The 26,232-nt window shown below is 59.7% G+C and carries 23 protein-coding genes, 2 tRNA genes and 3 rRNA genes; 11 read left to right on the forward strand and 17 right to left on the reverse strand.

Annotated elements, in window-relative coordinates; all coding sequences use genetic code 11:
• Nucleotides 1-110: 110 nt before the first annotated feature.
• Nucleotides 111-1,178, reverse strand: coding sequence for an ABC transporter substrate-binding protein (locus tag PverR02_RS10195; protein ID WP_046491055.1), 1,068 nt, complete (start codon nt 1,176-1,178; stop codon nt 111-113).
• A 351-nt stretch (nt 1,179-1,529) separates the two neighbouring features.
• On the opposite strand from PverR02_RS10195, the gene PverR02_RS10200 reads away from it, so the two are divergent.
• Nucleotides 1,530-2,255, forward strand: coding sequence for a UTRA domain-containing protein (locus tag PverR02_RS10200; protein ID WP_017846895.1), 726 nt, complete (start codon nt 1,530-1,532; stop codon nt 2,253-2,255).
• On the opposite strand, the gene PverR02_RS10205 is transcribed toward PverR02_RS10200, so the two are convergent.
• From PverR02_RS10205 to soxR, 10 genes are all read right to left on the reverse strand, one after another.
• Nucleotides 2,236-3,189 carry a metal ABC transporter solute-binding protein, Zn/Mn family gene (locus tag PverR02_RS10205; protein ID WP_079443252.1) on the reverse strand — a complete coding sequence of 318 codons (954 nt, stop codon included), beginning with the start codon at nt 3,187-3,189 and terminating at the stop codon, nt 2,236-2,238. The genes PverR02_RS10200 and PverR02_RS10205 overlap by 20 nt on opposite strands.
• A complete protein-coding gene (locus PverR02_RS10210) occupies nt 3,189-4,088 on the reverse strand; it encodes a metal ABC transporter permease (RefSeq protein ID WP_017846897.1) in 900 nt (299 codons plus the stop codon). The genes PverR02_RS10205 and PverR02_RS10210 overlap by 1 nt, the downstream gene beginning before the upstream one ends.
• Nucleotides 4,085-4,831 carry a metal ABC transporter ATP-binding protein gene (locus tag PverR02_RS10215; protein ID WP_057005834.1) on the reverse strand — a complete coding sequence of 249 codons (747 nt, stop codon included), beginning with the start codon at nt 4,829-4,831 and terminating at the stop codon, nt 4,085-4,087. The genes PverR02_RS10210 and PverR02_RS10215 overlap by 4 nt, the downstream gene beginning before the upstream one ends.
• Nucleotides 4,828-5,748 carry a metal ABC transporter substrate-binding protein gene (locus PverR02_RS10220; RefSeq protein ID WP_079443253.1) on the reverse strand — a complete coding sequence of 307 codons (921 nt, stop codon included), beginning with the start codon at nt 5,746-5,748 and terminating at the stop codon, nt 4,828-4,830. The genes PverR02_RS10215 and PverR02_RS10220 overlap by 4 nt, the downstream gene beginning before the upstream one ends.
• A 19-nt stretch (nt 5,749-5,767) precedes the next feature.
• The gene (locus PverR02_RS10225) at nt 5,768-6,328 is read right to left on the reverse strand and encodes a DUF6162 family protein (protein WP_026140009.1); all 561 of its coding nucleotides are present in this window, start codon (nt 6,326-6,328) and stop codon (nt 5,768-5,770) included.
• Nucleotides 6,325-6,654: a hypothetical protein gene (locus PverR02_RS10230; protein WP_017846901.1), complete on the reverse strand. Its 330-nt coding sequence runs from the start codon at nt 6,652-6,654 to the stop codon at nt 6,325-6,327. The genes PverR02_RS10225 and PverR02_RS10230 overlap by 4 nt, the downstream gene beginning before the upstream one ends.
• Nucleotides 6,651-7,187 carry a hypothetical protein gene (locus PverR02_RS10235; protein WP_017846902.1) on the reverse strand — a complete coding sequence of 179 codons (537 nt, stop codon included), beginning with the start codon at nt 7,185-7,187 and terminating at the stop codon, nt 6,651-6,653. Before PverR02_RS10235 ends, PverR02_RS10230 begins: the two co-directional genes overlap by 4 nt.
• Nucleotides 7,184-8,386: a PepSY-associated TM helix domain-containing protein gene (locus tag PverR02_RS10240; protein ID WP_046384137.1), complete on the reverse strand. Its 1,203-nt coding sequence runs from the start codon at nt 8,384-8,386 to the stop codon at nt 7,184-7,186. The genes PverR02_RS10235 and PverR02_RS10240 overlap by 4 nt, the downstream gene beginning before the upstream one ends.
• Before the next feature lie 294 nt (nt 8,387-8,680).
• Nucleotides 8,681-9,142 (reverse strand): VOC family protein, encoded by a 462-nt coding sequence (locus PverR02_RS10245; protein ID WP_046384136.1) that lies wholly within the window; start codon nt 9,140-9,142, stop codon nt 8,681-8,683.
• A gap of 226 nt (nt 9,143-9,368) precedes the next feature.
• Nucleotides 9,369-9,809, reverse strand: coding sequence for a redox-sensitive transcriptional activator SoxR (gene soxR / locus PverR02_RS10250; protein WP_017846905.1), 441 nt, complete (start codon nt 9,807-9,809; stop codon nt 9,369-9,371).
• 100 nt (nt 9,810-9,909) lie between these two features.
• On the opposite strand from soxR, the gene PverR02_RS10255 reads away from it, so the two are divergent.
• Nucleotides 9,910-10,275, forward strand: coding sequence for an antibiotic biosynthesis monooxygenase (locus PverR02_RS10255; protein WP_017846906.1), 366 nt, complete (start codon nt 9,910-9,912; stop codon nt 10,273-10,275).
• On the opposite strand, the gene PverR02_RS10260 is transcribed toward PverR02_RS10255, so the two are convergent.
• From PverR02_RS10260 to msuE, 4 genes are all read right to left on the reverse strand, one after another.
• Nucleotides 10,264-11,367 carry a sigma-54 interaction domain-containing protein gene (locus tag PverR02_RS10260; RefSeq protein ID WP_046384135.1) on the reverse strand — a complete coding sequence of 368 codons (1,104 nt, stop codon included), beginning with the start codon at nt 11,365-11,367 and terminating at the stop codon, nt 10,264-10,266. The genes PverR02_RS10255 and PverR02_RS10260 overlap by 12 nt on opposite strands.
• 10 nt (nt 11,368-11,377) lie before the next feature.
• Nucleotides 11,378-12,565, reverse strand: a complete 1,188-nt coding sequence (locus PverR02_RS10265) for an acyl-CoA dehydrogenase family protein (protein ID WP_057005830.1) — start codon at nt 12,563-12,565, stop codon at nt 11,378-11,380.
• Nucleotides 12,566-12,642: 77 nt separating this feature from the next.
• Entirely contained in the window at nt 12,643-13,782 is a 1,140-nt protein-coding gene (gene ssuD / locus PverR02_RS10270; RefSeq protein WP_079443254.1) for an FMNH2-dependent alkanesulfonate monooxygenase, read from the reverse strand.
• 9 nt (nt 13,783-13,791) lie between these two features.
• Nucleotides 13,792-14,355, reverse strand: a complete 564-nt coding sequence (gene msuE / locus PverR02_RS10275) for an FMN reductase (RefSeq protein WP_057005851.1) — start codon at nt 14,353-14,355, stop codon at nt 13,792-13,794.
• A 398-nt stretch (nt 14,356-14,753) separates the two neighbouring features.
• Here msuE and PverR02_RS10280 point away from each other — a divergent pair, with 398 nt between their 5' ends.
• The 3 genes from PverR02_RS10280 to PverR02_RS10290 all read left to right on the forward strand — a co-directional run bounded on the left by PverR02_RS10280 (nt 14,754) and on the right by PverR02_RS10290 (nt 18,273).
• A complete protein-coding gene (locus tag PverR02_RS10280; protein WP_046384132.1) occupies nt 14,754-15,023 on the forward strand; it encodes a hypothetical protein in 270 nt (89 codons plus the stop codon).
• Nucleotides 15,024-15,254: 231 nt separating this feature from the next.
• Complete coding sequence (locus PverR02_RS10285; RefSeq protein WP_079443255.1) at nt 15,255-16,415, forward strand: cysteine desulfurase family protein; 1,161 nt, start codon at nt 15,255-15,257, stop codon at nt 16,413-16,415.
• Between the two features lie 49 nt (nt 16,416-16,464).
• Nucleotides 16,465-18,273, forward strand: coding sequence for an aminopeptidase P family protein (locus PverR02_RS10290; protein ID WP_017846913.1), 1,809 nt, complete (start codon nt 16,465-16,467; stop codon nt 18,271-18,273).
• Nucleotides 18,274-18,404: 131 nt separating this feature from the next.
• Here the strand turns inward: PverR02_RS10290 and PverR02_RS10295 are convergent, their stop codons facing one another.
• Nucleotides 18,405-18,686, reverse strand: coding sequence for a hypothetical protein (locus PverR02_RS10295; RefSeq protein ID WP_017846914.1), 282 nt, complete (start codon nt 18,684-18,686; stop codon nt 18,405-18,407).
• A 167-nt stretch (nt 18,687-18,853) separates the two neighbouring features.
• A complete protein-coding gene (gene rhtA / locus PverR02_RS10300) occupies nt 18,854-19,741 on the reverse strand; it encodes a threonine/homoserine exporter RhtA (protein ID WP_046384129.1) in 888 nt (295 codons plus the stop codon).
• A gap of 696 nt (nt 19,742-20,437) precedes the next feature.
• Here rhtA and PverR02_RS10310 point away from each other — a divergent pair.
• The 6 genes from PverR02_RS10310 (at nt 20,438) to PverR02_RS10335 (ending at nt 26,232) form a co-directional block, all read left to right on the forward strand.
• Nucleotides 20,438-21,973: ribosomal RNA gene (locus PverR02_RS10310) — 16S ribosomal RNA — on the forward strand.
• A gap of 82 nt (nt 21,974-22,055) precedes the next feature.
• Nucleotides 22,056-22,132 (forward strand) — tRNA-Ile (locus PverR02_RS10315).
• A gap of 27 nt (nt 22,133-22,159) precedes the next feature.
• Nucleotides 22,160-22,235, forward strand: a tRNA-Ala gene (locus PverR02_RS10320).
• 247 nt (nt 22,236-22,482) lie between these two features.
• Nucleotides 22,483-25,373 (forward strand): 23S ribosomal RNA (locus PverR02_RS10325).
• Between the two features lie 156 nt (nt 25,374-25,529).
• Nucleotides 25,530-25,645: ribosomal RNA gene (gene rrf / locus PverR02_RS10330) — 5S ribosomal RNA — on the forward strand.
• Together the 16S, 23S and 5S rRNA genes with 2 tRNA genes alongside form the textbook arrangement of a ribosomal RNA operon.
• Before the next feature lie 209 nt (nt 25,646-25,854).
• On the forward strand, nt 25,855-26,232 hold the full coding sequence (locus PverR02_RS10335) for a cupin domain-containing protein (RefSeq protein ID WP_079443256.1): 378 nt from the start codon (nt 25,855-25,857) through the stop codon (nt 26,230-26,232).

Here is a 26,232-nt window from a genome sequence, read left to right on the forward strand (position 1 = left end):
GGGAGACGCTCCGCAACAGATGGGTTTGGATCGGGTTTGCGGTTGGGACCGGAACAAATGTGGGAGCAGGCAAGCCTGCTCCCACACTGACCGCATCTACAGCTCAGGCATTACTGCATATTGATGATGACTTCTTCCTGCCACTTCTGCGGCAGTGCCTTGGAGCTCTTCTCCCAGGCGTCGGCATCCTTGATCGGGGTGACGTGCTTGTATTGCTCGTTCGGCAGCAGCTTGTCCTGCACTTCCTTCGGCAACGTCAGGTGTTCGGCGCGAATCGGCCGCGCATTGCCCTTGGCCAGGTTGATCTGGCCGGCGTCGCTGAAGATGTATTCGCGGGCCAGTTTGGCGGCGTTCGGGTGCTTGGCGTATTTATTGATGATGGTGGTGTAGCCGGAAATCACCGAACCGTCCGATGGGATCAGCACCACGTAGTCATCCGGGTTGGCCATCTTGGCTCTGTAGCTCAAGCCGTTGAAATCCCAGACCACGCCGACTTCCACTTCGCCTTTTTCCATGGTGGCGATGGTCGGGTTGGCGAGGGACAGGCGACCTTGCTTGGCGATGTCGGCGAACATCAGCAGGGCCGGCTGCAGGTTTTTCTCGTCGCCCTTGTTGGCGATGGCGGCGGCCAGCACACCGTTGGCGGCTTGGGCGGCGGTGCTCACGTCACCGATGGAGACCTTGTATTTGCCGCTCTTCAAGTCAGCCCAGCTGGTTGGTACGTCCGAGCCGTGCAGCAGCTTTTTGTTGACGATAAAGGCGATGGTGCCGGTGTAGGCTAGCGCCCAGTTGCCGTCTTTATCTTTCGCCCAATCCGGGACCTGGGCCCAGGTGCTTGGTTTGTAAGGCTGGACCACGCCCTGTTTCACCGCGATCGGGCCGAAGGCCGCGCCGACGTCGCCGATATCGGCACTGGCGTTGTCTTTCTCGGCGGCGAACTTGGCGATTTCCTGGGCCGAGCTCATGTCGGTGTCGATGTGCTTGAGGCCGTAGGTCTTGGCCAGGTCATCCCAGGTGCCTTTCCAGTTGGCCCAGTCATCGGGCATGCCGACGCTGTTGACGGCGCCTTCCGCTTTTGCGGCGGCTTCGAGCGTTTTTAGATCGGTATCAGCGGCCATGGCGGCGGTGCACATGGCAATGGTCGAGCCTAACAGTGATGCCAGGAAAAGCTGTTTCATCCGAAGCTCCTTTGGGCGTTTTCAACGCGGCGTTTTATATGAACGTTAGCGGTGGTGTTGGTCTAGGTCAGCAATACCTGAGCCAATCTAGGCGGGATGGATGACAGTTTCATGTCGATGTCGTTTTTGAAGCGCCGATGTCGCTCGGCGCAGGTTTAGCGTAGACCATGCCCAAGCGCCCGCAGGCCTTGGACTTGGCCGACGGATTGCAAGGTTTGTCACGAGGCTCGACCGGGGTTGTCATCTGTCGGTCATCTGCAATGCCTAGGCTGGCATGCAGTGATACAAGCCCATTTAATGAGCGGTTTATGCACCTGAACGGTGCTGGTCTAGTCCAGATAGGTAACGTTGATGCGTGATGAGGCAATCAAGGCGGTGACATCCATCGGCCTGGCGCTGCAAGAGCAGATCGACCATGGCCTTTTGCCGCCAGCCAGCAAACTGCCCGCCGAGCGCAAGCTCAGCGAGTTGTTTGGTACCACCCGGATTACGGTGCGGGAAGCCTTGTTACAACTGGAGGCCCAAGGCCAGATCTATCGCGAGGAGCGCCGTGGCTGGTTTGTCTCGCCGCCGCGCCTGGCCTACAACCTGATGCAGCGCAGCCACTTTCACGCAATGGTCAACGACCAGGGCCGCGTGGCGTCGACCGAGGTGATCAGCGCGCGGCTGCAACCGGCATCGGCGGCGGTGTGTGCGTGGCTGCAATTGCCGGCGCTGTCCAGCGTGATCCAGATCTGCCGCCGGCGCAGGATCGATGAGCGCCTGGTGTTGTATGTGGAGCACTACCTGAACCCGCAGTATTTCCCCGGGATTCTGGCCTGCGACCTGAACCAGTCGATGACCGAGCTGTACGCGCGCAAGTACGATTTGCACTACGGGCGGGTACGCTTCGAGATTGTGCCGACCTCACTGCCGGTGGAAGCCGCCGCCGCGTTGCGCGTGTCGGTGGGCAGCCCGGGCTTGCGTATCGCCCGGGTCAACTATGACCAGCATCAGCGTTTGATCGACTGCGACCTGGAGTTCTGGCGGCATGATGCCATCCACGTGGGCGTGGATGTCATGGGCTCAGCGTCTTGATCAGTTGATCCACATTGCTTTCCAACGCCGTCACCGGGTCGGCGCCGTCGACGTTCAAGACCAGCAGTTGCGCGCCGCCGGCCGTCACCGCGGTTTGCACCGCCGCGCTTGGCGGGCGATGGTGCAGCACCACGGCCACCTCGTTGTCCTTCAGGCGGCTGCTCAGTTGCTGTAAGGCCTCGGGCGTCCAGTCGGCATCTGGGCGTGCGTCGGTGTCGAGCACTTCCAGGTTCAAGCTGCCGAGCAGATACGCAAAGTGATCGCTCAGGCTGACCACGCTCAGGTTATCCGCCTGGGCCAGCCGTGCTTCGCTGTCGGCGGTGAGCTTGAGCAGGCGCAGCTTGAGGGCGGCCAGGTTCGCGTCGATTTGCGCCTTCGCGCCCGGTGCCAGGCGGCTCAGGTCGGTGGCCATCACATCGGCCATGCGCCCCATATTGTTGCTCGATTGCCACGGCTGGCTGTTCAAGCCATCGCTGACGCCCGGTTGCACCGCGATCCCCGGCAGGCCACCGTCCACCGGGCGCGCGGCGTCCACTTCGACGATGCGGATATTGCTGCGTCGCGCCACCGGGTACAGCGGGTCATCGGCCCACAGCGAACGCAAGCCGATGACGGCATCGGCATCCGTCGCCAACGTGCTCAAGGCCGGCGCGCCACGGCCGGTGAAGTAGGACACCTGCCGCGAACCGGGCAGGTTGGCCGGCGCGGCGCGTTCGAGCTGTACGTCGCTGCCTTTAAGCAGCAGCTCCGCCAGGCCATAGGTAATGGGCAACGAGGCGAGGACCTTCACAGGCTTTTTCGCTTTGGTCAGCGCGGCGTGGCCCAGGCCTTGGTTGACTTTGAAACTCTTCGGATCAAAACCGTCGACGGCCAGCGCCGACGCGCTGGTCAGGCAAGCGATGGCCAAGGCCAGTGAGCGAAAGACAGGGTGCATTATCCAAGATTCCCTTTGAGGCTGGGCACGGTGCCGCGCGCGATGGCGGCGAGGGCGAAGGCGATACCGGCGACCAGGATGATCGCGGCGCCGGAGGGGATGGGCAGGTCGAAGATGATCGGCAGCAGGATGCCGCACAACGTGCTGACGGTGGCAATCGCCACGGAGACCCAGAAGAAGCCTTTGAGCGACTGGCTCAGCAGGCGTGCCGCCGCCGCCGGAATCACCAGCAGCGCGCCCACCAGGATCGCCCCGATGACCTTGACCGCTGCGACGGTGATCAACGTCACCAGGATCACGAACAGGTAATCCAGGGTCTTCACCGCCACCCCGCGTACCGCCGCCAATTGCGGGTTGAAGCTGGCGAGCATGATGCGGTTGTACAGCGGCAGGGCGAGGGCCATCACCAGCGAACCGACAATCGCCAGCACCAGCAGATCGTTGCCATTGACCGTCAACACCGAGCCGAACAGCACGTTTTCCAGGATGTGAACGTTGATCTTGCCCGCCAGTATCAACAGCAGGCTTGCGCCCAACGCCAGGGACACCGAGAGGAACACGCCGATCAAGGTATCCGGCGCCAGGCCGGTGCGGTTGCGCAGGTAATTGAGCAGGATGCCGAACAGCAGGCAGTAGCCGAACAGCGCGCCATAGGGCCCGGTGTAGGGTTCGCCGAGCAGAATGCCCACGGCCACGCCGGTCAGCGCGGCATGGCCGACCGCTTCGGAGAAAAACGCAAAGCGCTTGACCACCACCAGCGTCCCCAGGCCGCCCAGCACCGGGCCGATCAGCAGGCCGGCGAGCAGGGCGTTGACCACAAAACCATAGGCCAGCGCCTCCGGCAGGTAACCGGAAGAGGCCCAGCCCTGGACCATCAGGCGAAACGCTTCATAACTCATGGCGCCAGGCTCCGAGGATGGGTGGAGAACAGGGTCAGCAGGCGATCCGGGGTCAGTGCCGCTTTGGGCGTGGCGTCGAACAGCACGCGGCGGTTCAGGCCGGTGACGCGGTCGGCGAGGCGGCCCACGGCGTCCAGGTCGTGCTCGATCCACAGCACGGTGATCCCGGCGCGGCGCCAGTCATCGAGCAGACGTTCGAACACCTGGATACCGGCTTCATCGAGGGCCGACATCGGCTCATCCAACACCAGCAATTGCGGGGCCGGGATCAGCCCCTGGGCGAGCAGCACGCGCTGACGTTCACCGCCCGACAACGCGCCCATGCGCCGTTTGCGTTTGTCCTGCAGGCCGACCCGTTCCAGGGCCTCGCCGATGGCGCCGGCGTAATGCCTGGACAGCCCGAGAAACGCCGGGCGCCGCTGACACATCGCCGCCATGAAGTCATCCACGGTCATCGGCAGGCCTCGGTCGAACTCCAGCGCCTGGGGCACATAACCAATGGTGCCGGGCGTGTCCGGCCACGTCAGGCGCAGTTGCCCCTGGTGCGGCGTTTGCCCCAGCAGCGTTTTGATCAGCGAGCTTTTCCCACCACCGTTCGGGCCCACCAGTGCATGGATGCTGCCCGGCTGCACCTGGAAGCTCACGTCATCGAGGATCACGGTGCGGCCCAGGGTCAGCGACACCTTGTCGAAGTCGATCGTCGGGCCGACGCTGACCATGCTCAAGCGTTGCGCCGCCGTCATGCCCCCGACTCCTGAATCGCCCGCACCACCGTGTTGAGGTTGCCGGTCATTTCCACTTCGTACTTTTCAGCGCTGTATTCGCCGTAGGAGATATGCGACAGCGGGTACAGCCGGACCCCGGATTCACGCTGGATGGTCTCGACGTAGGTGGACGGGAAATCCATCTCCGAGAAGATCACTTTCACATCCAGGGCGCGCAATTCATCGATGGTTTTCTTCAACTGGCTCGGGCTGGGTTCGATGCCGTGGGCCGGCTCGACCACGGCGGTGACTTCCAGGCCGAACTCGCGCAGCAGGTAGTCGTAGGCTGCGTGGACCGTGGCCACGCGCAGGTCCGGGTTGGGCGCGCGGGTCAGCTTGGCCAGGGCCTCGGCGCGCATCTGCCGCAGGCGCTTGCCGTAGGCGCGGGCGTTCTGGATGTAGGTTTTGGCGTTGTCCGGGTCGAGCTTGCCCAGTTCGCGGGCGATGTTGTTGACCTGGGCAATCGAGGCACTGATCGACAGGAAGGTGTGCGGGTTGACCACCTTGCCGGCGCCGCGGGCGGCGTTGCCGGTGGCGGCCAGCAACGGCACGTTGGCGTTGGCTTCGATCACCGGGATGTCCGGCCGCTCGCTGGTGGCGATCATGCGGTCGGCGAAATCGTCGTGGCCGACCCCGTTGAGCACGATCACATCCAGGGTGCCGATGCGCTTGATGTCGTCGGCGCGCGGTTCGTAGGCATGTGGGTTGAAACCGGCCGGAATCAGCGGCACCACCTCGGCCTTGTCGCCGACGATGTTGGCGACGTAGCTGTAATAAGGATGCAGGGTGATGCCGATCCGCAGGCGCTTGGCTGCCTCGGCGTTGGCCAGCGGAGCGAGCAGCAGGCTGATCAGGCTGACCAGCAGCAGGCGTACAAGGGGCGATGAAATAGACATGGGCACTCGGTCTTCTCGGTCAGTGACGGTGCTGGCGGGTCACGCCGGCGTCGAATTGCGCGACCACTTGCTGCCAGCCGGCCGCGATCAGCGCCTGGTCGGTGAGGTCGGCGGGGGCGGCCAGGTCTGGGCGGCGGTTGAGCCAGATGTCCGGCTCGGCGCCCGTTACCCGCATCAGCAGCGAGCCGCTGGTGGCCGGCGCCTGGCTCACGCCGAGGTAGGCCGACGGCGCCAGCAACTGCCAGCGATGATCGCCACGGCTGACCGAACTGGCGTCCTGGGCAAAGGGCGCAAAGCCTTCTTCGGCCAGTTGCGCGGGCGTCGGCAGGGCGCTGTGTGCCTGCTGCAGCCAGTGGATTTCATCCAGGGTCACGCGCAGGTCGGCGTAGATGCCTTGCTCGGCGGCGCTGAGGTCGCGGCGCGCGTCCAACTGGTGGCTGGGCACGGCAACCACGGCCTGGGTTTCACCGTGCAGGGCCACCACCGTACCGGCCACCGCCAGAATGATCAGGCACAGCAGCAGGACATAGAGGGTTTCGTGCCCGGCCCCGGCTGGGCGTACCACCTGTGTCGTACTCATTGGGACGGGATATCCGCTTGGTCGATTTCAACGACGTGACCGGGGCCGGCATCGAACAGCACGTAGAACTCGGCTGAGGGCTTCTTGAAGGTCAGGGTCGAGTCCGCGCCGAGCTTGCCGGGCACGAGGATGGTTTCGTCGTAGCCGATCACATCCAGGGTCACGCCGGGGGCGCCGCTGCCGTCGGAAAAACCGCCGGTGCATTGGATCTGTTCGCCGGGGATTTCCTTGCATTCGCACATCGGGTTGTGGGCCACGGCTGTGGGACAGAAACCGGCGCACAGCAACAACGTGGCGCAGGCGCGGCTCAGGCGTATCAATGTCATGGTTTGACTCCTTGCTTGTTCAGCCAGGCAATGGTGGCAGGCGAGGCCTGGCTCAGCGCAATGGAACCCTGGTGCATCGTGCCGTCCCAGCCTTCCATGGTGACCCACAGTTCGGCGTCGGCCGGCGTGCGCTCGGGCACCGGCAGCAGCGCGCCCATGCGGTACGGCGTGCCGAAGAAGATCACCCCGGCGGCGCGCAGGCTGCGCGGTTTGCCGATACGCAGGTAGGTTGCCTTGACCTGCTCGGCGCAGTTGGCGCACAGGGCCGCATTGAAGAATTTCATCGGGCCGGCCGGGTCCGGGCGCGGGCCTTCGTTGCGGAACTCGGCGAGGGTCAGGCTCCAGGGCCCGACCTGCACCTCGCCGGCCACCCGCTCGCCGATGCCGCTGTCACCGCGAAACAGCGCGGCGTCGGCAAAGTACTTGGGCATGAAGCCCAGGGGCACCAGCAACAGCAGGACGTTAAGGTGGAACCGCCATTTCAGCCACACGGCGCGCAGTGGCGAAGGCGTTGCGGCAGCGACCTTGCTCATTGGTTGCCCTCCGTCATTTCAGCCTGCAGAGCCACGACCGCTGCCGCCTGGCGCGGCGCCTTGTGGCTGCGCTTGAGGGCATGGAGGGTGGCCAGGGCCGTGCGTTTGGTCCAGATCAGCAGGCCGCTCAACACCATCATGCTCAACACCAGGCCGAAGAATGCCCAGATCAGCTTGATCCACAGCCCGCCAAAGTCGCCGGTGTGCAGCGGGCGCATGGACTCGGTGACGAACTCCAGCGTCGAGCGGTTGGACAGCAGGTGCGAAACCGCCACTTCGCCGGTGTAGGGGTTGATCTGCGCGGTCTGGAACATCAACGGATACCAGCCCCGCCCGCCGATCTGCAGATGGCTGTAGGCATTGAGTGGCAGGAACACGAAGCTGGTCTCCAGCCCCGGAATCCGTTGGCTGGCGATTTCGATCGCGTCGTCCAGGGCAATCATCGGCGCCGGCACGCCGGGGGCGGACGTCGGCACGTTCTCCCGGGCGATCACCGGCACGATGGGTTCGCTGGAGATGGAAATCTGGTTATCCCCCAGGATCGCCTGAATCAGGAACCAGGTGCCGGTGATGGAAATGACCGCGATGAACCAGATCGACCAGATACCGCTCAGGCGGTGGAAGTCGCCCCAGAAGATCCGCGCGCCATGGCGGATGCGCAGGGTCGGGCGCAAAAAGCCCTTCCAGAAGCGCTTGTACACCACCAGCCCGGTGATCAACGACGCCAGCAACGGCAGGCCGAGCGCGGAGACCAGGTACCAACCCCAACTGAACCCATTGGTGAATGGCACCAGCCACCAGCCGTGCAGGGCGCGGGTGAATTGTTTGAAGTCGAACGCCGGGCTGATGCCCTGGATCGCCCCGGTGTAAGGGTTGACATAGACCTCCACCGAGCGCCCGTCGGGGTAGCTGAGGGTGACACTCAGGGCGAAGTGCGACTCGTCCGGGCGGATGATGGATTGCACGATCACCAGGGGCTCGGCGCGTTTGATGGCGTTGATCACCTGGTCATAGCTCAGCGGTTCGGCGTCGTCCGACGGCTTGCTGGCGCGGATTTCCGGGTTGGCCAGCCAGACGATTTCCTGGCTGACCACCGCCAGGGTGCCGGTGACGCAGACGATCAGTACAAAAAACCAGATGGGTAATGCCAGCCAGCTGTGTACGAGAAACCAGAGTTTTGAGCGCGACTTCTTCGACATGTGAATGGGAGTCTTGATCGGAGGGGGGCAATGAGGGCCCGGAAAAGGCCAGTCGTAGCTTTTGCTGACGCGACAGGCTGTATCTAAGTTAAGACGGATGAGAATGAGAAATCCCTAACCCAGATATGAAAGCAAATGTTTCAGGTTCACATTCGGGGCGCTGAGGCCTCGGTGCTGGGCAGCCCCCGTCTCAAGCCGACCCTCGATCAAACAGTGGCAGCGGGCCTGCCTGCGATGGCGCTCGGTCAGGCACCGCCTGACACCTCGCCATCGCGAGCAAGCCCGGTCCCAGGCTCAGCCTTGCTTGAACAGCGCTTCGGCGCGCTGGCGGATTTGTGCTTCGTTCAGATCCTCCTTGCGGGAGGCGAGGAACCACACATGACCGAACGGATCTCTCAGCGTGGCGGAGCGGTCGCCGTAGAACTGGTCCTTGGGTTCGGAAATGGACAGGCCACCGGCTGCGACCGCTTGTCGATACTGCGCGTCGACATCGTCCACATATAAATGCAGGCCGACACTGGTGTGGCCATCGCGCGGGCTGCCGAAGGCCATTTCACCGCAGGGCGAGGCGAGCATGATCGCCGAGTCTCCGATACGCAGTTCAGCGTGGCCGACCTTGCCGTCGGGCATGTCCAGGCGCATGACTTGCGTGGCGTTGAAGGCTTTTTTGTAGAACTCGATGGCTTCGGCGGCTTTTTCGACGCCCAGGTAGGGCGTGATGCTGTGATAGCCCTCGGGGATAGGTTTTACGCTCATATCATTCTCCCTGAATTGTGTTTATGAAGGGACGGCCCTTTCACTATAGGCCACGCCAGCCGTGGCTTGCGGGCAACCGACGAGGTGTTGCCCAGGCAACAGTGAACCGGCAGATCGTTCCGCCATCAGTGCTGCGGCGGGCGCCAGCCGCAGCGACATCACGGGGTTCAGGGCGGGGCGCTGTCCCTGGGGTTTAAGGTGAACACTTCCCACAGGGAGCGGTTTTTCAGCTGGGCTCCAACAACTGAGCCCCCGGCCCACGCTCACCGAGCAGGTCGCCCTGATTGCGCAACGGGCAGGCTTCCAGCGACAGGCATCCACAGCCAATACAGCCATTGAGCTTGTCGCGCAGGAGCATCAGCTTGTTGATGCGCTCGTCCAGATCTGCCCGCCACGATGCCGACAAACGCTGCCAATCTTTAGCCGTCGGCGTGCGTCCATCCGGCAGGGCCTGCAACGCTTCACCAATTGTCGCCAGCGGAATCCCCAGGCGCTGGGCGATCTTGATCACCACCACCCGGCGCAGTACATCGCGCGGGTAGCGCCGCTGGTTGCCGGCATTGCGATTGCTTTTGATCAGCCCCTTGGTTTCGTAGAAATGCAGGGCCGTGACCGCCACGCCGCTGCGGGCCGACAGTTGGCCAACAGTAAGCTCCTTGGTAACCATGAAAAACTCCGGATTAACCCTTGACCTTGACTTAACTAGAGGTTTTACCCTGCGGGGTATCGAATCACAAGATTCTGCCTACAGAGAAAGGGGAGTGTTCATGCAGGTATCAGAGAAGAATCGCAGTTTCACTCAATTGATCGAGTTTCAGGTCGAGCCCCAGCAACAGCTCGCCCTGGTCGCGGCATTGTCCATCCAGAGCGAGCGCCTGGCCCAAGGGCACGGCGGCTTTCTCAATGCGAGTGTGCAGGTCAGCGATGACGGGCGGCGGGTACTCAATTACCTGCAATGGCGCTCACGCGAGGACGGCGAGGCGGCCTTCCAGTGCGTTGAGCACGGCGAGGAAGATTTCTGGACACTGATACGCGCCCACCAGGCCACGGCCGTGACCTTCGGTTCGTTCCAGGTGCTGCACAGTTTCGAGCGCAGCCATGACAATGCGTTGCACTGCCGTTTAAATGGATAGGTGCAACATGCGCTCACCCTGAACGTTTTCCCCCGGGCGGCGCTTGTTCACCGCCAGTTCGCCGATCTTGATCAGGCGCGTGCGTGTGACGTTGCGGCTCAGGCCCAGCAGGTTGGCGGTGTGGACCTGGTTGTAGTGGCTGAAGCGGTAGGCGGCACGCAGCAACGCGTCCTCGACTTTTTCATGCAGGGCACCGGCCTGTTCCTCGAACAGCTTTTGAAAGGCCCGTTCCAGCAAGGCTTCGGCACTGTTGTCGGTGCCGTGCGGGCTGTCGTCCTGACGCTCGATGCGCAGGTTCGACAGGCGTAAATCGTCGCGTTCGATCACGCCATTGCGGCAGATCAGCAAGGTGTGGTGAATCACGTTTTCCAGTTCGCGGATATTGCCCGGCCAGCTGTAGTTTTTCAGCTTGTGTTCGGCCTCGCGGCTGATGGTGACCGGGCCGTAGCCCAGGCGCTGGCTGTAGGCTTCGATGAAGTGTCGGGTCAGCGGCAGGATATCGCCGGGACGCTCGCGCAACGGGCTGAGTTCCAGACTGACCACGTCGAGACGGTAGTAGAGGTCTTCACGGAAGTGCCCGGCGTTGATGGCTTTTTCCAGCTGCACGTTGGTCGCCGCAAGCACGCGCACATCGATGGGAATGCTCTTGCGCGAACCCAGGCGCACCACCTCCCGCTCTTGCAGTACGCGCAATAACTTGACCTGGATCGCCATCGGCAAATCACCGATCTCATCGAGGAACAAGGTGCCGCCGTCGGCCTCTTCGAACCAACCGGCCTTGGCGCTGAGGGCGCCGGTGAAGGCGCCTTTTTCATGGCCGAACAGCTCGGCTTCCACCAGCGATTCGGAAAACGCCCCGCAGTTCACCGCCACGAAGGGCCGGTTGCGTCGTGCGCTGAGGTTATGAATGTGGCGCGCCACCAGCTCTTTACCGGTCCCGGTTTCGCCGATGATCAACACGCTGGCTTCGCTGGGCGCCACTTGCTGGATATGGTCGAGCAGTGCCTGGGATTTCGGGTCTTCGAAGACCTGGGCCGTGGCGCGGATCGAGGTGGCGAGGGCGGGCGAGGGCGGTAAGGTTAAAAGCTGCATGGGCACCTCTTTATGAATAGAACGTAGGAGTCGGCAGGGACTGGTTCAACGCCCAGTCCCCCAGTTCGTGGAGTTTGTAGTCCACCGGGTCGTGCAGGCTTTGCGTGCGCAGGTTGCGCCAGTGCCGGTCCAGGCGCAGTGACGCATGGGTGGAGCGCGCGCCGGTGACTTCAAACAGGCGGCTGCACAACTCCAGGCCCTGGCGGCTGGCGGCGACCTTGGCGGTGGCGATGGCGATGGCCAGTTGGCCGCGTTCGTTTTCGCTGAGGTTCGGCCCCTGGGCCCAGGCTTGATCGAGCAGCGCGGCGGCGCGTTCCACCAGCAGGCGCACACCTTGCAGGGCCACCCAGAATTCGCCGTAGTGGTGCAGCACGTAAGGGTCTTGGCGCACATCCTCGGCGGTGGATTTATGCCACGCACGGGTTTCGGTGAGGGTGTAGTTGCGCGCTTCATCAAAGGCACCTTCGGCTATGCCGAGGAACATGTGCGTGAAGGTCAACTGCGCGATCAGTGGGCGCAGGCAGGCGAACGGTGTGCTCAGAGGGCCCGGGTCGAGCAGCAATTCCGACTCCTCGACGCGCACCCGTTCGAAACTGGCGCTGCCGCTGTCGGTCTGGCGCTGGCCGATATTGTTCCAGTCGTTGTGCAAGGTGATGCCGCTGCGCCCGCTGGGGATGGCGGCGATCAGCAACTTGCCGCCGGCGCTCTCATCCACCGCCGAGGCGATCAGCATTTCCGAGTCGCTGGCGCCGGAGCAGAAGCTCTTCTTGCCGGAGAACTCACGCCAACCGCCGAAATCCTTGACCTGCGTGCGCGTGTCCAGCGGGTTGAGGGCGTTGCCCCAGAACCAGTTTTTGCGTGCGGTCTGTTCGAACCACGGCTGCCATTGGTCCGGCCGCGAAAACAGGCGCACCGTAGCGAGCATCAGGTGGTGAAAACCGAAGACATGAGCGATGGAACTGTCGACCTTGGCGAATTCACGCACGATGGCCAGGGTGTCGCTCCAGCGCGCACCAAGGCCGCCGTATTGAGTGGGAATGCTCAGGGCCAGCAGACCGCTTTGGCGCAGGGCATCCCGTTCGGTTTTTGGCGTGCCGCCGCGCTCGTCGCGTTCGACGGCGGTGAGGGCGAATTCGGCGGCGAGCTGTCTGGCGGTCTGCAAAGGTGAGGGCAGGACGCTGTGGGGGTTGGCTGTCACGCGGTGTTCCTCATAGGGCTCTAATGCCGTGTGCTGTCTATTGGGCAATGCAGATCAACGGTGCGATCTCAGCATTCTCAGGCCTTGGCCGGCAGCACATCATTGGCAATCATCTCGCCAAACGGTCCGGTGAGATTGGTGACGCCGCGCCCGGCCAGGCTGGCGTAGGGTTCCGGCAATAGCGGGAACACCAACTCGGCGAAGCGATAGGCTTCTTCGAGGTGCGGGTAGCCGGAAAAGATGAAACTCTCGATGCCCAAATCCGCGTATTCCTTGATCCGCTCGGCCACTTGCCGCGGGTTGCCTACCAGCGCCGTGCCGGCACCGCCACGGACCAGGCCGACACCGGCCCACAGGTTGGGGGCGATTTCCAGGTTGTCGCGGCGCCCGTCGTGCAAGGCGGCCATGCGGCGCTGGCCTTCGGAATCAAAGCGCGAGAAGGATTTTTGCGCGGCGGCGATGGTCTCGTCGCTGATGTGTTCGATCAGTTTGTCGGCGGCTTTCCAGGCGTCTTCTTCGGTCTCGCGCACGATCACATGCAGGCGGATGCCGAACTTCACGGTCCGCCCGCGGCGCGCGGCCCGTTCACGTACATCCGCGAGTTTTTCGGCGACGGCGGCGGGTGGTTCGCCCCAGGTCAGGTACACGTCCACCTGTTCGGCGGCGAGGTCGTGGGCGGCGTCGGAGGAACCGCCGAAGTACAGCGGTGGATAAGGCTTCTGCACCGGTGGGTAAAGTGCCTTGGCATTTTGCACACGCAGGTGTTTGCCTTCGAAGTCCACCGATTCGCCCTGCAATACGCGGCGCCAGATCTTGAGGAATTCGTCGGAGACTTCATAGCGTTCGCGGTGGTCGAGGAAGCTGCCGTCGCCGCGGTTTTCGTCGGGGTCGCCGCCGGTCACGACGTTGATCAGCAGGCGGCCGTTGGACAGGCGATCCAGGGTCGCCGCCATGCGCGCCGACACTGTGGGCGAGATGATGCCAGGGCGAATTGCCACCAGGTAGCGCAAGCGTTCTGTCAGCGGCACCAGCGCCGAGGCGATTACCCAGGAGTCTTCGCACGAACGCCCGGTAGGAATCAACACGCCGTAGTAGCCAAGGCTGTCAGCGGCCTGGGCGACTTGCTTCAGATAATTGAGGGTGACCGGACGGGCACCTTGGGTGGTGCCCAGGTAATGACCGTCGCCATGAGTGGGCAGAAACCAGAAAACATCCATGACGAATCCTTAAGCGATTTTCAACAGTGAGGGGGCGTGCGCGGCGAACAAAGGGGCTGCGCGTTCTGCCGCAAGGCGAATACGGCCTTTCAAGGCTTCGTTGGTGATTTGGTAATCGGTGAAATCGGCTTCGGTGGCATATACGCCGATCGGCAAGGTCAGGGCCTGGAAGAAGCTGAACAGCGGGCGCAACTGGTGATCGAGTACCAGCGCGTGACGTTCGCTGCCGCCGGTGGCGGCCAGCAGTACAGGGGTGTCGATCAGCGAGTTGAGGCCAACCAGGTCGAACAGATGCTTGAGCAGGCCTGGATAAGAACCGCGATAGACCGGTGCGGCGACGATCAGCAAGTCGGCCTGTTCGATGGCCAACAGTTGGGATTCGACCTCGGCCGGCAACTCATCGCGCGACAGTGCGCCGCCCAGTGGCCGGGCGATGTCACCGAGTTCGATCAGGGTCGTCTGGATCGGCAACAACGTTGCCAGTTCGGCCAGCACGGCCTGGGTCAACACCAGGGTACGGGACGGGCGCCAGGTTCCGCCGGAGAGGGCAACGACATTCAGGGGACGGGTCATGAACAGTTCCTTTTTCAACAGTGGCATAGCAGGGGAAGTGAGCCGGTCTGAGCAAGAGCTGTACCAACGGCTGCAGGCCTTGATCCGCCTGGGCTGCGGGCTCACTGCTGAAAAACGTTGCTGTTGTCTGCCTGGTGTTTTGTTGAATGGCTGTTGCCTGCGCAACAGTTGCCTGGCGAACAGTGTCGAATTCGCGTGGAGCCATTTATAGAGGGTTATGTTTATTCCGTAAATGAACGTATTTCCATATTTATAGATCTTAAAGGAATATAAGGGTGGCGCTGATGAGGGTGTGGCGACGGGTGATAGCGACTATCACGGATGGTGATTTTTCACTGTCCAGGGTCGGGAGTAGCCTGTGTTCATTGACTTGAGACCTTCTTCGCAGAGCCGTCGCCATGAACCGATTTTTTGCTGTTTCCTTATTACTCGTCACTTCTGTCGTTGCCGGTTGTGCGACCCATCCTTCGCCTGAATTACGCCCTTACACGGCGCAAGAAACCCGGGAACTGGCGCTGGAGGCGTTGAGCCGTCGCGGCTTGTCGTTTGACGAATATCAACGCCAGCGGGCTGCCCTGACCGGTCAGGCACAACAACCTTTCAGTTTTGCTCACCAGGGCGAAATGAACGCCGAACGTAATGTGACCCTGCATGGCCGCCCCAGTTGAGCCGGTGCTCAGTGGCAAAAAGCCCGAGGTTTCTCAAGAAGCCTCGGGCTTTTTGTTTGCCATGGCGCTATGTCAGCCTGTTAAGCTGAATTTCAGGAGCGTTCCTACGCACATTTACGTCAAGTGGTCCTTTTTTAATGGCATTCGATCGGGTAAACCTGACGACCTCTGTTCCGGTCGATGCCCCTGAGACGTTGCTCTCGGGAACCTGCTCTGCGAGTCCCTAAGGTTATGAATAAACGTCCGTTGTATTTCGACTACGCCGCCACCACCCCGGTGGACGAGCGGGTCATCCAGGTGATGGTCGAGTGTCTGGGCTTGCACGCCAATTTCGGTAATCCTGCGTCCAGCTCCCACGCCTTCGGCCAAGCGGCCCGGCAAACGGTTGAACAGGCGCGTCGCCAGGTGGCCGAGTTGGTCGGTGCCGAGCCGGAGCAGATCGTCTGGACGTCCGGCGCGACGGAGTCCAACAACCTCGCGATCAAGGGGGTGACTCAAGCGCGGGGCTTGGCGGGTGGGCATATCATCACCAGCCAGATCGAGCACAAGGCTACGCTGGACACCGCGCGGCAGATGCAGGAGGCCGGAGTGGCGGTGACCTACCTGGCGCCGGACGCCGATGGGTTGATCAGTGCCGAGGCGGTGAGTGAAGCACTGCGTGAGGACACCTTCCTGGTATCGCTGATGTTGGTGAACAACGAGTTGGGCACCCTCAACGACATCCCCGCCATTGGCGCGCGGGTGCGTGAACACGGCGCGTTGTTGCATGTGGACGCGGCACAGGGTGCGGGCAAGGTGGCGATCGACCTGGCGCAGTGGCCGGTGGATTTGATGTCGTTTTCCGCGCACAAGGTGTATGGCCCCAAGGGGATCGGCGCGCTGTATGTCGGGCCGCGGGCGCAGCGGAAGGTGTTGGCGCAGATTCACGGCGGTGGCCACGAGGGCGGCTTGCGCTCCGGTACACTGGCAACCCACCAGATTGCGGGCATGGGCGCGGCGTTCGCCTTGGCGGCGCAGGCGTTCAGTGAAGAGCAGGCGGCGATCGTGGCCTTGCGCCAGCGCCTGCTCGATCAACTGGCGTCGGTCGTCGGTGTGCGTCTCAATGGCAGCGCCACCCAGCGCATTCCCCACACCCTCAGCCTCACCTTCGGTGAAGGCGAGTTCAACGCCGCGGCCTTGAGTGCGGGCATTGCTTTTTCCGCCACCTCGGCCTGCAATTCGGCGAGCAATGCGCCCTCCCATGTGCTGCTGGCGCTGGGGCATGATGCCCGCAGCGCCGGTCGAACCATTCGCTTGAGCCTGGGGCGGTTCACCACCGAGCAGGATATCGACCAGGCCGTGCAGTTGATCAAGGCCGCCCTTGCCAGTGCGCCGGCGTTCTGGGCGGTCTGATTCTTCATTCGTAATCCATAACAATTATTCGTGGTTAGCAGGAGACACAATGAGTACGCAGCCTTTGACCCATGGAACGGTTCCCCAGCGCCTGGCGCATACCCGTGAATTGATGCGCCGCGAAGGCATTCATGCCTTGCTGGTGCCGTCCGCTGACCCGCACCTGTCCGAATACTTGCCGGGCTACTGGCAGGGGCGTCAATGGTTGTCGGGCTTCCACGGCTCGGTGGGGACGCTGATCGTCACCGCGGATTTCGCCGGTGTCTGGGCCGACAGCCGCTACTGGGAACAAGCGACCAAGGAACTCAAGGGCAGCGGTATCGAGTTGGTGAAGCTGCAGCCGGGGCAACCTGGCCCGCTGGAGTGGCTGGCCGAACAGACGCCGCAGGGCGCCGTGGTGGCGGTCGACGGTGCGGTAATGGCCGTGGCGTCGGCGCGTACCTTGGGCGGCAAACTGGCGGAGCGCGGTGCTCGCCTGCGCACCGATATCGACCTGTTGAATGAAGTCTGGAGCGACCGCCCGGCGTTGCCGAATCAGCCGATCTACCAGCACCTGCCACCGCAGGCCACCGTCAGCCGTGGCGAAAAACTCGCTGCACTGCGCGCCAGCTTGAAAGAAAAGGGCGCCGACTGGCACTTCATCGCCACCCTGGATGACATCGCCTGGTTGTTTAACCTGCGCGGTGCCGATGTATCGTTCAACCCGGTGTTTGTGTCCTTCGCCCTGATCAATGCGCAACAGGCCACGCTGTTTGTGGCGCTGAGCAAAGTCGATGCCGCGCTGCGGGCGGTGCTTGAGCAGGATGGCGTGACCTTGCGCGATTACAGCGAAGTCGCCGATGCCCTGCGCGCGGTGCCATCGGGCGCGAGTGTGCAGGTTGATCCGGCACGCGTGACCGCCGGTTTGCTGGAACACCTGGACGCCAGCGTCAAGCTGGTGGAAGGGCTGAACCCGACGACGCTTGCCAAATCCCGCAAGAGCCTGGCCGACGCGGAACATATCCGCCTGGCCATGGAGCAGGATGGCGCGGCCTTGTGCGAATTCTTCGCCTGGCTGGAGAGTGCGCTGGGCCGTGAACGCATCACTGAACTGACCATCGACGAACACCTGACGGCCGCACGTACCCGCCGTCCCGGTTATGTGTCGCTGAGTTTCAACACCATCGCTGCGTTCAATGCCAATGGCGCGATGCCGCATTACCACGCCACCGAAGAAGAGCATGCGCTGATCGAAGGCGATGGCCTGCTGCTGATCGACTCGGGTGGCCAGTACTTGGGCGGTACTACCGATATCACGCGGATGGTGCCTATCGGAGCGCCGAGCGATGAACAGAAGCGTGATTGCACCCGCGTGCTCAAGGGGGTGATCGCCCTGTCCCGTGCTCATTTTCCCAAGGGCATTATGTCGCCACTGCTCGATGCCATCGCGCGCGCGCCGATCTGGGCCGAAGGTGTGGACTACGGCCATGGCACGGGGCACGGTGTAGGTTATTTCCTCAATGTGCATGAAGGTCCGCAGGTCATCGCCTACCAGGCCGCTACTGCGCCGCAAACCGCGATGCAGCCGGGCATGATCACCTCCATTGAACCGGGTACTTACCGTCCGGGGCGTTGGGGCGTGCGTATCGAGAACCTGGTGTTGAATCGCGAAGCGGGCAAGACCGAGTTCGGTGAGTTCCTCGAGTTCGAAACCCTGACCTTGTGCCCGATCGACACCCGTTGTCTGGAACCGTCGTTGCTGACGGCTGAGGAGCGCCAGTGGCTCAATGCGTACCATGCCGAGGTGTGTCAGCGTTTGAGCCCATTGCTCAGTGGCGCTGCGCTGGAGTGGTTGCAGGTACGGACCGCGGCTATTTGATCGGTCGCTGCTCGGCAAGTGCCGCTTGTGATTTACGCGCAGGCGGCCGGTCGCAGCGTCGCGAAGGGCTGCGCGGGGGCGAGGCGTTCGGTGGGCGCTGCGGAGCAGTCGGAAGTGGACTGCTCGGGCCGCTATTTACAGATGACGATCATGCTCCGGCTGGTGTAACCAGCAGGGTTGAGGCCGAAGGGGTAGTCCCCAGGCTCTTCGGAGTTGTCACCGGACTTGGCGATAACCCGGTAGCCCTTGGCGCCGCATGAGTTGACTGCACTGGTGTAGCACTGGTCCCAGGAGGAGGACAGCCCGGAACAGTTGATATGCAGCCCTTTTTTGCCCCGTTTCACTTCTGTCTTGGTGGTCGCGGCACAGCCAGCAATGGCCACGACCATTAACAGTATCAAAATTCGCTTCATTCCCATCCTTAATAGCCGCTTCGAAAAAATTGCCTGAAGCTGGCTTTACTCGCTCTCGATTGTAGCGTTCGCGCTGTCCTTGTCGAAACTCTCCATGAATGACATTTGTTTGCGGCCTAAACATGGCCCAAATGAGCGACAAATACCAGAGTTACCGTCAAAGATGATTAATCGGCTGGTACTAGAGGTTTGGCCTCGTTTCGCATGGTCAGCGTGGCGCCAACGGAGGCCAGGATAATGCAGGAGATGGCCAGCCACTGTGCGAGCGACAAATGCTCCTGCAGGAAGAACAGGCCCGAGAGCGCGCCGAATGCGGGCTCAATGCTCATCAAGGTGCCGAAAGTACGGGCGGGTAGGCGAGTCAGCGCGACCATCTCCAGGGTGTAGGGGAGCGCCGTGGACAGGATGGCGACGCCGATGGCAACTGGAATCAGCGCAGGCGTCAGCAATGCCGCGCCCGCATGAACGATGCCGATCGGTGCGACGAACAAGGCGGCGATCATGACGCCGAGGGCAGCAGTTTGCACGCCGTTGTCATTCCCTGCCTTTTGGCCGAACAGAATGTAGAGCGCCCAGCAAACACCTGCGCCTAGTGCATAAGCCGCACCGACCAGGTCGATCCCGGTGCTGGTTTCTCCCGTGGGGATCAACAGCAGAAGACCGACAACCGCGAGGGCGATCCACAGAAAGTCCACCGCGCGGCGCGATGCATAGAGGGCGACGGCGAGCGGCCCGGTGAACTCCAGGGCTACCGCAATACCAAGAGGGACTGTGCGCAGCGACATATAGAAGAGGAAGTTCATGCCGCCTAACGCCATTCCGTAAACAATCACGGTGCGCAGGGATTTGGCCGTCAGCGTGGCCCGCCATGGGCGCAATATCAGCAACATGATGATGCTGGCGAAAATCAGGCGCAGCGTGGTGGTGCCTTGAGCGCCGACGATAGGGAACATGGTCTTGGCCAGCGAAGCGCCGGACTGGATGGAAGCCATGGCGATCAACAGCAGGCCGACGGGAAACAGTGCCGAGGCCAGGCTGCGAGGGGAGGTGGTCATTGGGGTGTTCGTCCGAGGTCATATTTGAGTAGCAAAGAGCCCTATGATGCTTAAGTGTGTGTCGCTGAGCAATATATTGCTCAATTATCAGTTTTCTACCTTCTATATAGAGTGGATTTGGAGGTTTTCCGCTGTTTGATAGAAAAACCAAATTAAAGGTTGACGGCAAATCCTGGACGTCTATAATTCGCCCCACTTCCGGCGCAGTCGAAACGGGAAACTCCTTGGTAAACAAAGAGTTACGCAAGATTCGACAGCGACCTGCTTCAGTTCATCGAAGCCTGGAAGGAGTTGGTAGAGCGGTGTTGTTTGGCTCTATTAACGTTTCGATCTTCTCGGTCGAAAGCGGAGAAAAAGAGGTGTTGACAGCAGCGTGTAACGCTGTAGAATTCGCCTCCCGCTAACGAGAGATCGGAAGCGCAAGTGGTTGAAGTTACAAAGGAAACTTTGAAAACTTCTTAAAATAATCACTTGACAGCAAATGAGGCTGCTGTAGAATGCGCGCCTCGGTTGAGACGAAAGATCTTAACCAACCGCTCTTTAACAACTGAATCAAGCAATTCGTGTGGGTGCTTGTGGGGTCAGACTGATAGTCAACAAGATTATCAGCATCACAAGTTACTCCGCGAGAAATCAAAGATGTAACCAACGATTGCTGAGCCAAGTTTAGGGTTTCTTAAAAACCCAAAGATGTTTGAACTGAAGAGTTTGATCATGGCTCAGATTGAACGCTGGCGGCAGGCCTAACACATGCAAGTCGAGCGGTAGAGAGAAGCTTGCTTCTCTTGAGAGCGGCGGACGGGTGAGTAATGCCTAGGAATCTGCCTGGTAGTGGGGGATAACGTTCGGAAACGGACGCTAATACCGCATACGTCCTACGGGAGAAAGCAGGGGACCTTCGGGCCTTGCGCTATCAGATGAGCCTAGGTCGGATTAGCTAGTTGGTGAGGTAATGGCTCACCAAGGCGACGATCCGTAACTGGTCTGAGAGGATGATCAGTCACACTGGAACTGAGACACGGTCCAGACTCCTACGGGAGGCAGCAGTGGGGAATATTGGACAATGGGCGAAAGCCTGATCCAGCCATGCCGCGTGTGTGAAGAAGGTCTTCGGATTGTAAAGCACTTTAAGTTGGGAGGAAGAGCAGTTACCTAATACGTGATTGTTTTGACGTTACCGACAGAATAAGCACCGGCTAACTCTGTGCCAGCAGCCGCGGTAATACAGAGGGTGCAAGCGTTAATCGGAATTACTGGGCGTAAAGCGCGCGTAGGTGGTTAGTTAAGTTGGATGTGAAATCCCCGGGCTCAACCTGGGAACTGCATTCAAAACTGACTGACTAGAGTATGGTAGAGGGTGGTGGAATTTCCTGTGTAGCGGTGAAATGCGTAGATATAGGAAGGAACACCAGTGGCGAAGGCGACCACCTGGACTGATACTGACACTGAGGTGCGAAAGCGTGGGGAGCAAACAGGATTAGATACCCTGGTAGTCCACGCCGTAAACGATGTCAACTAGCCGTTGGGAGCCTTGAGCTCTTAGTGGCGCAGCTAACGCATTAAGTTGACCGCCTGGGGAGTACGGCCGCAAGGTTAAAACTCAAATGAATTGACGGGGGCCCGCACAAGCGGTGGAGCATGTGGTTTAATTCGAAGCAACGCGAAGAACCTTACCAGGCCTTGACATCCAATGAACTTTCCAGAGATGGATTGGTGCTTTCGGGAACATTGAGACAGGTGCTGCATGGCTGTCGTCAGCTCGTGTCGTGAGATGTTGGGTTAAGTCCCGTAACGAGCGCAACCCTTGTCCTTAGTTACCAGCACGTAATGGTGGGCACTCTAAGGAGACTGCCGGTGACAAACCGGAGGAAGGTGGGGATGACGTCAAGTCATCATGGCCCTTACGGCCTGGGCTACACACGTGCTACAATGGTCGGTACAGAGGGTTGCCAAGCCGCGAGGTGGAGCTAATCCCAGAAAACCGATCGTAGTCCGGATCGCAGTCTGCAACTCGACTGCGTGAAGTCGGAATCGCTAGTAATCGCGAATCAGAATGTCGCGGTGAATACGTTCCCGGGCCTTGTACACACCGCCCGTCACACCATGGGAGTGGGTTGCACCAGAAGTAGCTAGTCTAACCTTCGGGGGACGGTTACCACGGTGTGATTCATGACTGGGGTGAAGTCGTAACAAGGTAGCCGTAGGGGAACCTGCGGCTGGATCACCTCCTTAATCGACGACATCAGCTGCTCCATAAGTTCCCACACGAATTGCTTGATTCATTGAAGAAGACGATAAGAAGCAGCCCGAAATTGGGTCTGTAGCTCAGTTGGTTAGAGCGCACCCCTGATAAGGGTGAGGTCGGCAGTTCGAATCTGCCCAGACCCACCAATTTTGTGTGGGAACCTGTAGAAATACGGGGCCATAGCTCAGCTGGGAGAGCGCCTGCCTTGCACGCAGGAGGTCAACGGTTCGATCCCGTTTGGCTCCACCACTACTGCTTCTGAAGTTTGAAAGCTTAGAAATGAGCATTCCATCGTGATGATGGTGAATGTTGATTTCTAGTCTTTGATTAGATCGTTCTTTAAAAATTTGGGTATGTGATAGAAAGATAGACTGAACGTTACTTTCACTGGTAACGGATCAGGCTAAGGTAAAATTTGTGAGTTCTCTTAATTGAGAAATTCGAATTTTCGGCGAATGTCGTCTTCACAGTATAACCAGATTGCTTGGGGTTATATGGTCAAGTGAAGAAGCGCATACGGTGGATGCCTTGGCAGTCAGAGGCGATGAAAGACGTGGTAGCCTGCGAAAAGCTTCGGGGAGTCGGCAAACAGACTTTGATCCGGAGATGTCTGAATGGGGGAACCCAGCCATCATAAGATGGTTACCTTACACTGAATACATAGGTGTAAGGGGCGAACCAGGGGAACTGAAACATCTAAGTACCCTGAGGAAAAGAAATCAACCGAGATTCCCTTAGTAGTGGCGAGCGAACGGGGACTAGCCCTTAAGTGGCTTTGAGATTAGCGGAACGCTCTGGAAAGTGCGGCCATAGTGGGTGATAGCCCTGTACGCGAAAATCTCTTAGTCATGAAATCGAGTAGGACGGAGCACGAGAAACTTTGTCTGAATATGGGGGGACCATCCTCCAAGGCTAAATACTACTGACTGACCGATAGTGAACTAGTACCGTGAGGGAAAGGCGAAAAGAACCCCGGAGAGGGGAGTGAAATAGATCCTGAAACCGTATGCGTACAAGCAGTGGGAGCCTACTTGTTAGGTGACTGCGTACCTTTTGTATAATGGGTCAGCGACTTATTTTCAGTGGCGAGCTTAACCGAATAGGGGAGGCGTAGCGAAAGCGAGTCTTAATAGGGCGTCTAGTCGCTGGGAATAGACCCGAAACCGGGCGATCTATCCATGGGCAGGTTGAAGGTTGGGTAACACTAACTGGAGGACCGAACCGACTACCGTTGAAAAGTTAGCGGATGACCTGTGGATCGGAGTGAAAGGCTAATCAAGCTCGGAGATAGCTGGTTCTCCTCGAAAGCTATTTAGGTAGCGCCTCATGTATCACTGTAGGGGGTAGAGCACTGTTTCGGCTAGGGGGTCATCCCGACTTACCAAACCGATGCAAACTCCGAATACCTACAAGTGCCGAGCATGGGAGACACACGGCGGGTGCTAACGTCCGTCGTGAAAAGGGAAACAACCCAGACCGTCAGCTAAGGTCCCAAAGTTATGGTTAAGTGGGAAACGATGTGGGAAGGCTTAGACAGCTAGGAGGTTGGCTTAGAAGCAGCCACCCTTTAAAGAAAGCGTAATAGCTCACTAGTCGAGTCGGCCTGCGCGGAAGATGTAACGGGGCTCAAACCATACACCGAAGCTACGGGTATCACGTAAGTGATGCGGTAGAGGAGCGTTCTGTAAGCCTGTGAAGGTGAGTTGAGAAGCTTGCTGGAGGTATCAGAAGTGCGAATGCTGACATGAGTAACGATAATGGGTGTGAAAAACACCCACGCCGAAAGACCAAGGTTTCCTGCGCAACGTTAATCGACGCAGGGTTAGTCGGTCCCTAAGGCGAGGCTGAAAAGCGTAGTCGATGGAAAACAGGTTAATATTCCTGTACTTCTGGTTATTGCGATGGAGGGACGGAGAAGGCTAGGCCAGCTTGGCGTTGGTTGTCCAAGTTTAAGGTGGTAGGCTGGAATCTTAGGTAAATCCGGGATTCTAAGGCCGAGAGCTGATGACGAGTCATCTTTTAGATGACGAAGTGGTTGATGCCATGCTTCCAAGAAAAGCTTCTAAGCTTCAGGTAACCAGGAACCGTACCCCAAACCGACACAGGTGGTTGGGTAGAGAATACCAAGGCGCTTGAGAGAACTCGGGTGAAGGAACTAGGCAAAATGGCACCGTAACTTCGGGAGAAGGTGCGCCGGTGAGGGTGAAGGACTTGCTCCGTAAGCTCATGCCGGTCGAAGATACCAGGCCGCTGCGACTGTTTATTAAAAACACAGCACTCTGCAAACACGAAAGTGGACGTATAGGGTGTGACGCCTGCCCGGTGCCGGAAGGTTAATTGATGGGGTTAGCTAACGCGAAGCTCTTGATCGAAGCCCCGGTAAACGGCGGCCGTAACTATAACGGTCCTAAGGTAGCGAAATTCCTTGTCGGGTAAGTTCCGACCTGCACGAATGGCGTAACGATGGCGGCGCTGTCTCCACCCGAGACTCAGTGAAATTGAAATCGCTGTGAAGATGCAGTGTATCCGCGGCTAGACGGAAAGACCCCGTGAACCTTTACTATAGCTTTGCACTGGACTTTGAATTTGCTTGTGTAGGATAGGTGGGAGGCTTTGAAGCGTGGACGCCAGTTCGCGTGGAGCCAACCTTGAAATACCACCCTGGCAACTTTGAGGTTCTAACTCAGGTCCGTTATCCGGATCGAGGACAGTGTATGGTGGGTAGTTTGACTGGGGCGGTCTCCTCCTAAAGAGTAACGGAGGAGTACGAAGGTGCGCTCAGACCGGTCGGAAATCGGTCGTAGAGTATAAAGGCAAAAGCGCGCTTGACTGCGAGACAGACACGTCGAGCAGGTACGAAAGTAGGTCTTAGTGATCCGGTGGTTCTGTATGGAAGGGCCATCGCTCAACGGATAAAAGGTACTCCGGGGATAACAGGCTGATACCGCCCAAGAGTTCATATCGACGGCGGTGTTTGGCACCTCGATGTCGGCTCATCACATCCTGGGGCTGAAGCCGGTCCCAAGGGTATGGCTGTTCGCCATTTAAAGTGGTACGCGAGCTGGGTTTAGAACGTCGTGAGACAGTTCGGTCCCTATCTGCCGTGGACGTTTGAGATTTGAGAGGGGCTGCTCCTAGTACGAGAGGACCGGAGTGGACGAACCTCTGGTGTTCCGGTTGTCACGCCAGTGGCATTGCCGGGTAGCTATGTTCGGAATAGATAACCGCTGAAAGCATCTAAGCGGGAAACTAGCCTCAAGATGAGATCTCACTGGGACCTTGAGTCCCCTGAAGGGCCGTCGAAGACTACGACGTTGATAGGTTGGGTGTGTAAGCGCTGTGAGGCGTTGAGCTAACCAATACTAATTGCCCGTGAGGCTTGACCATATAACACCCAAGCAATTTGCGAACTCGAAAGAGACCAGATTGCGGTGTGTGAAGACGAAACGAACCGAAAGTTCGACTCTTACAAAACACCGAAAGCTATCACATACCCAATTTGCTGAAGCGAGGCCAGCTGGCCACGACTCAGTACCCGAATTTCTTGACGACCATAGAGCATTGGAACCACCTGATCCCATCCCGAACTCAGCAGTGAAACGATGCATCGCCGATGGTAGTGTGGGGTTTCCCCATGTGAGAGTAGGTCATCGTCAAGATTAAATTCCAGAACCCCTGTTTGCTTACGCAGACAGGGGTTTTGTTTTGGGCGGTCGGAAAGGGCGCCTCATTGCAGTGGTCTTCAGTGCTTCCTTGGCAGTGTCTACTAAAGGCTTTTGTATCGCTCTCCTCAAGCTGCAAGATCGTACAAGAGCGCTCGACCCTTCCTTCGATAGTCTGACAACTCTCACCTACCAGAGGATCTGTCATGACTCAGCAGCACCCAGCACAACCTGTCAATCTCGCGCAAAAGGCTTCGCTCATCAGTGAACAGTGGAGCCCGAGAGTCGTCGCCGAGATGAACGACTACCAGTTCAAGGTTGTACGCATCGAAGGCGAGTTCATCTGGCACTCACATCCAGAAACCGACGAGGCGTTTTTCGTGCTTGAAGGAACACTGCGCATCGACCTTCCGGACGGTCTCGTGTATGTGGCTCCGGGTGAGCTGTATGTCGTTCCACGCGGAATAGAACATCGGACCGCCGCCGAAGGCGAAGCCAAATTGATGATGATCGAGCCACGCGGCATCTTGAACACCGGCCATGAAGGGGGAGACCGCACCGCCATGAACGACCTGTGGATCTGA

The organism is Pseudomonas veronii (assembly GCF_002028325.1).
Lineage (GTDB): Bacteria > Pseudomonadota > Gammaproteobacteria > Pseudomonadales > Pseudomonadaceae > Aquipseudomonas > Aquipseudomonas veronii.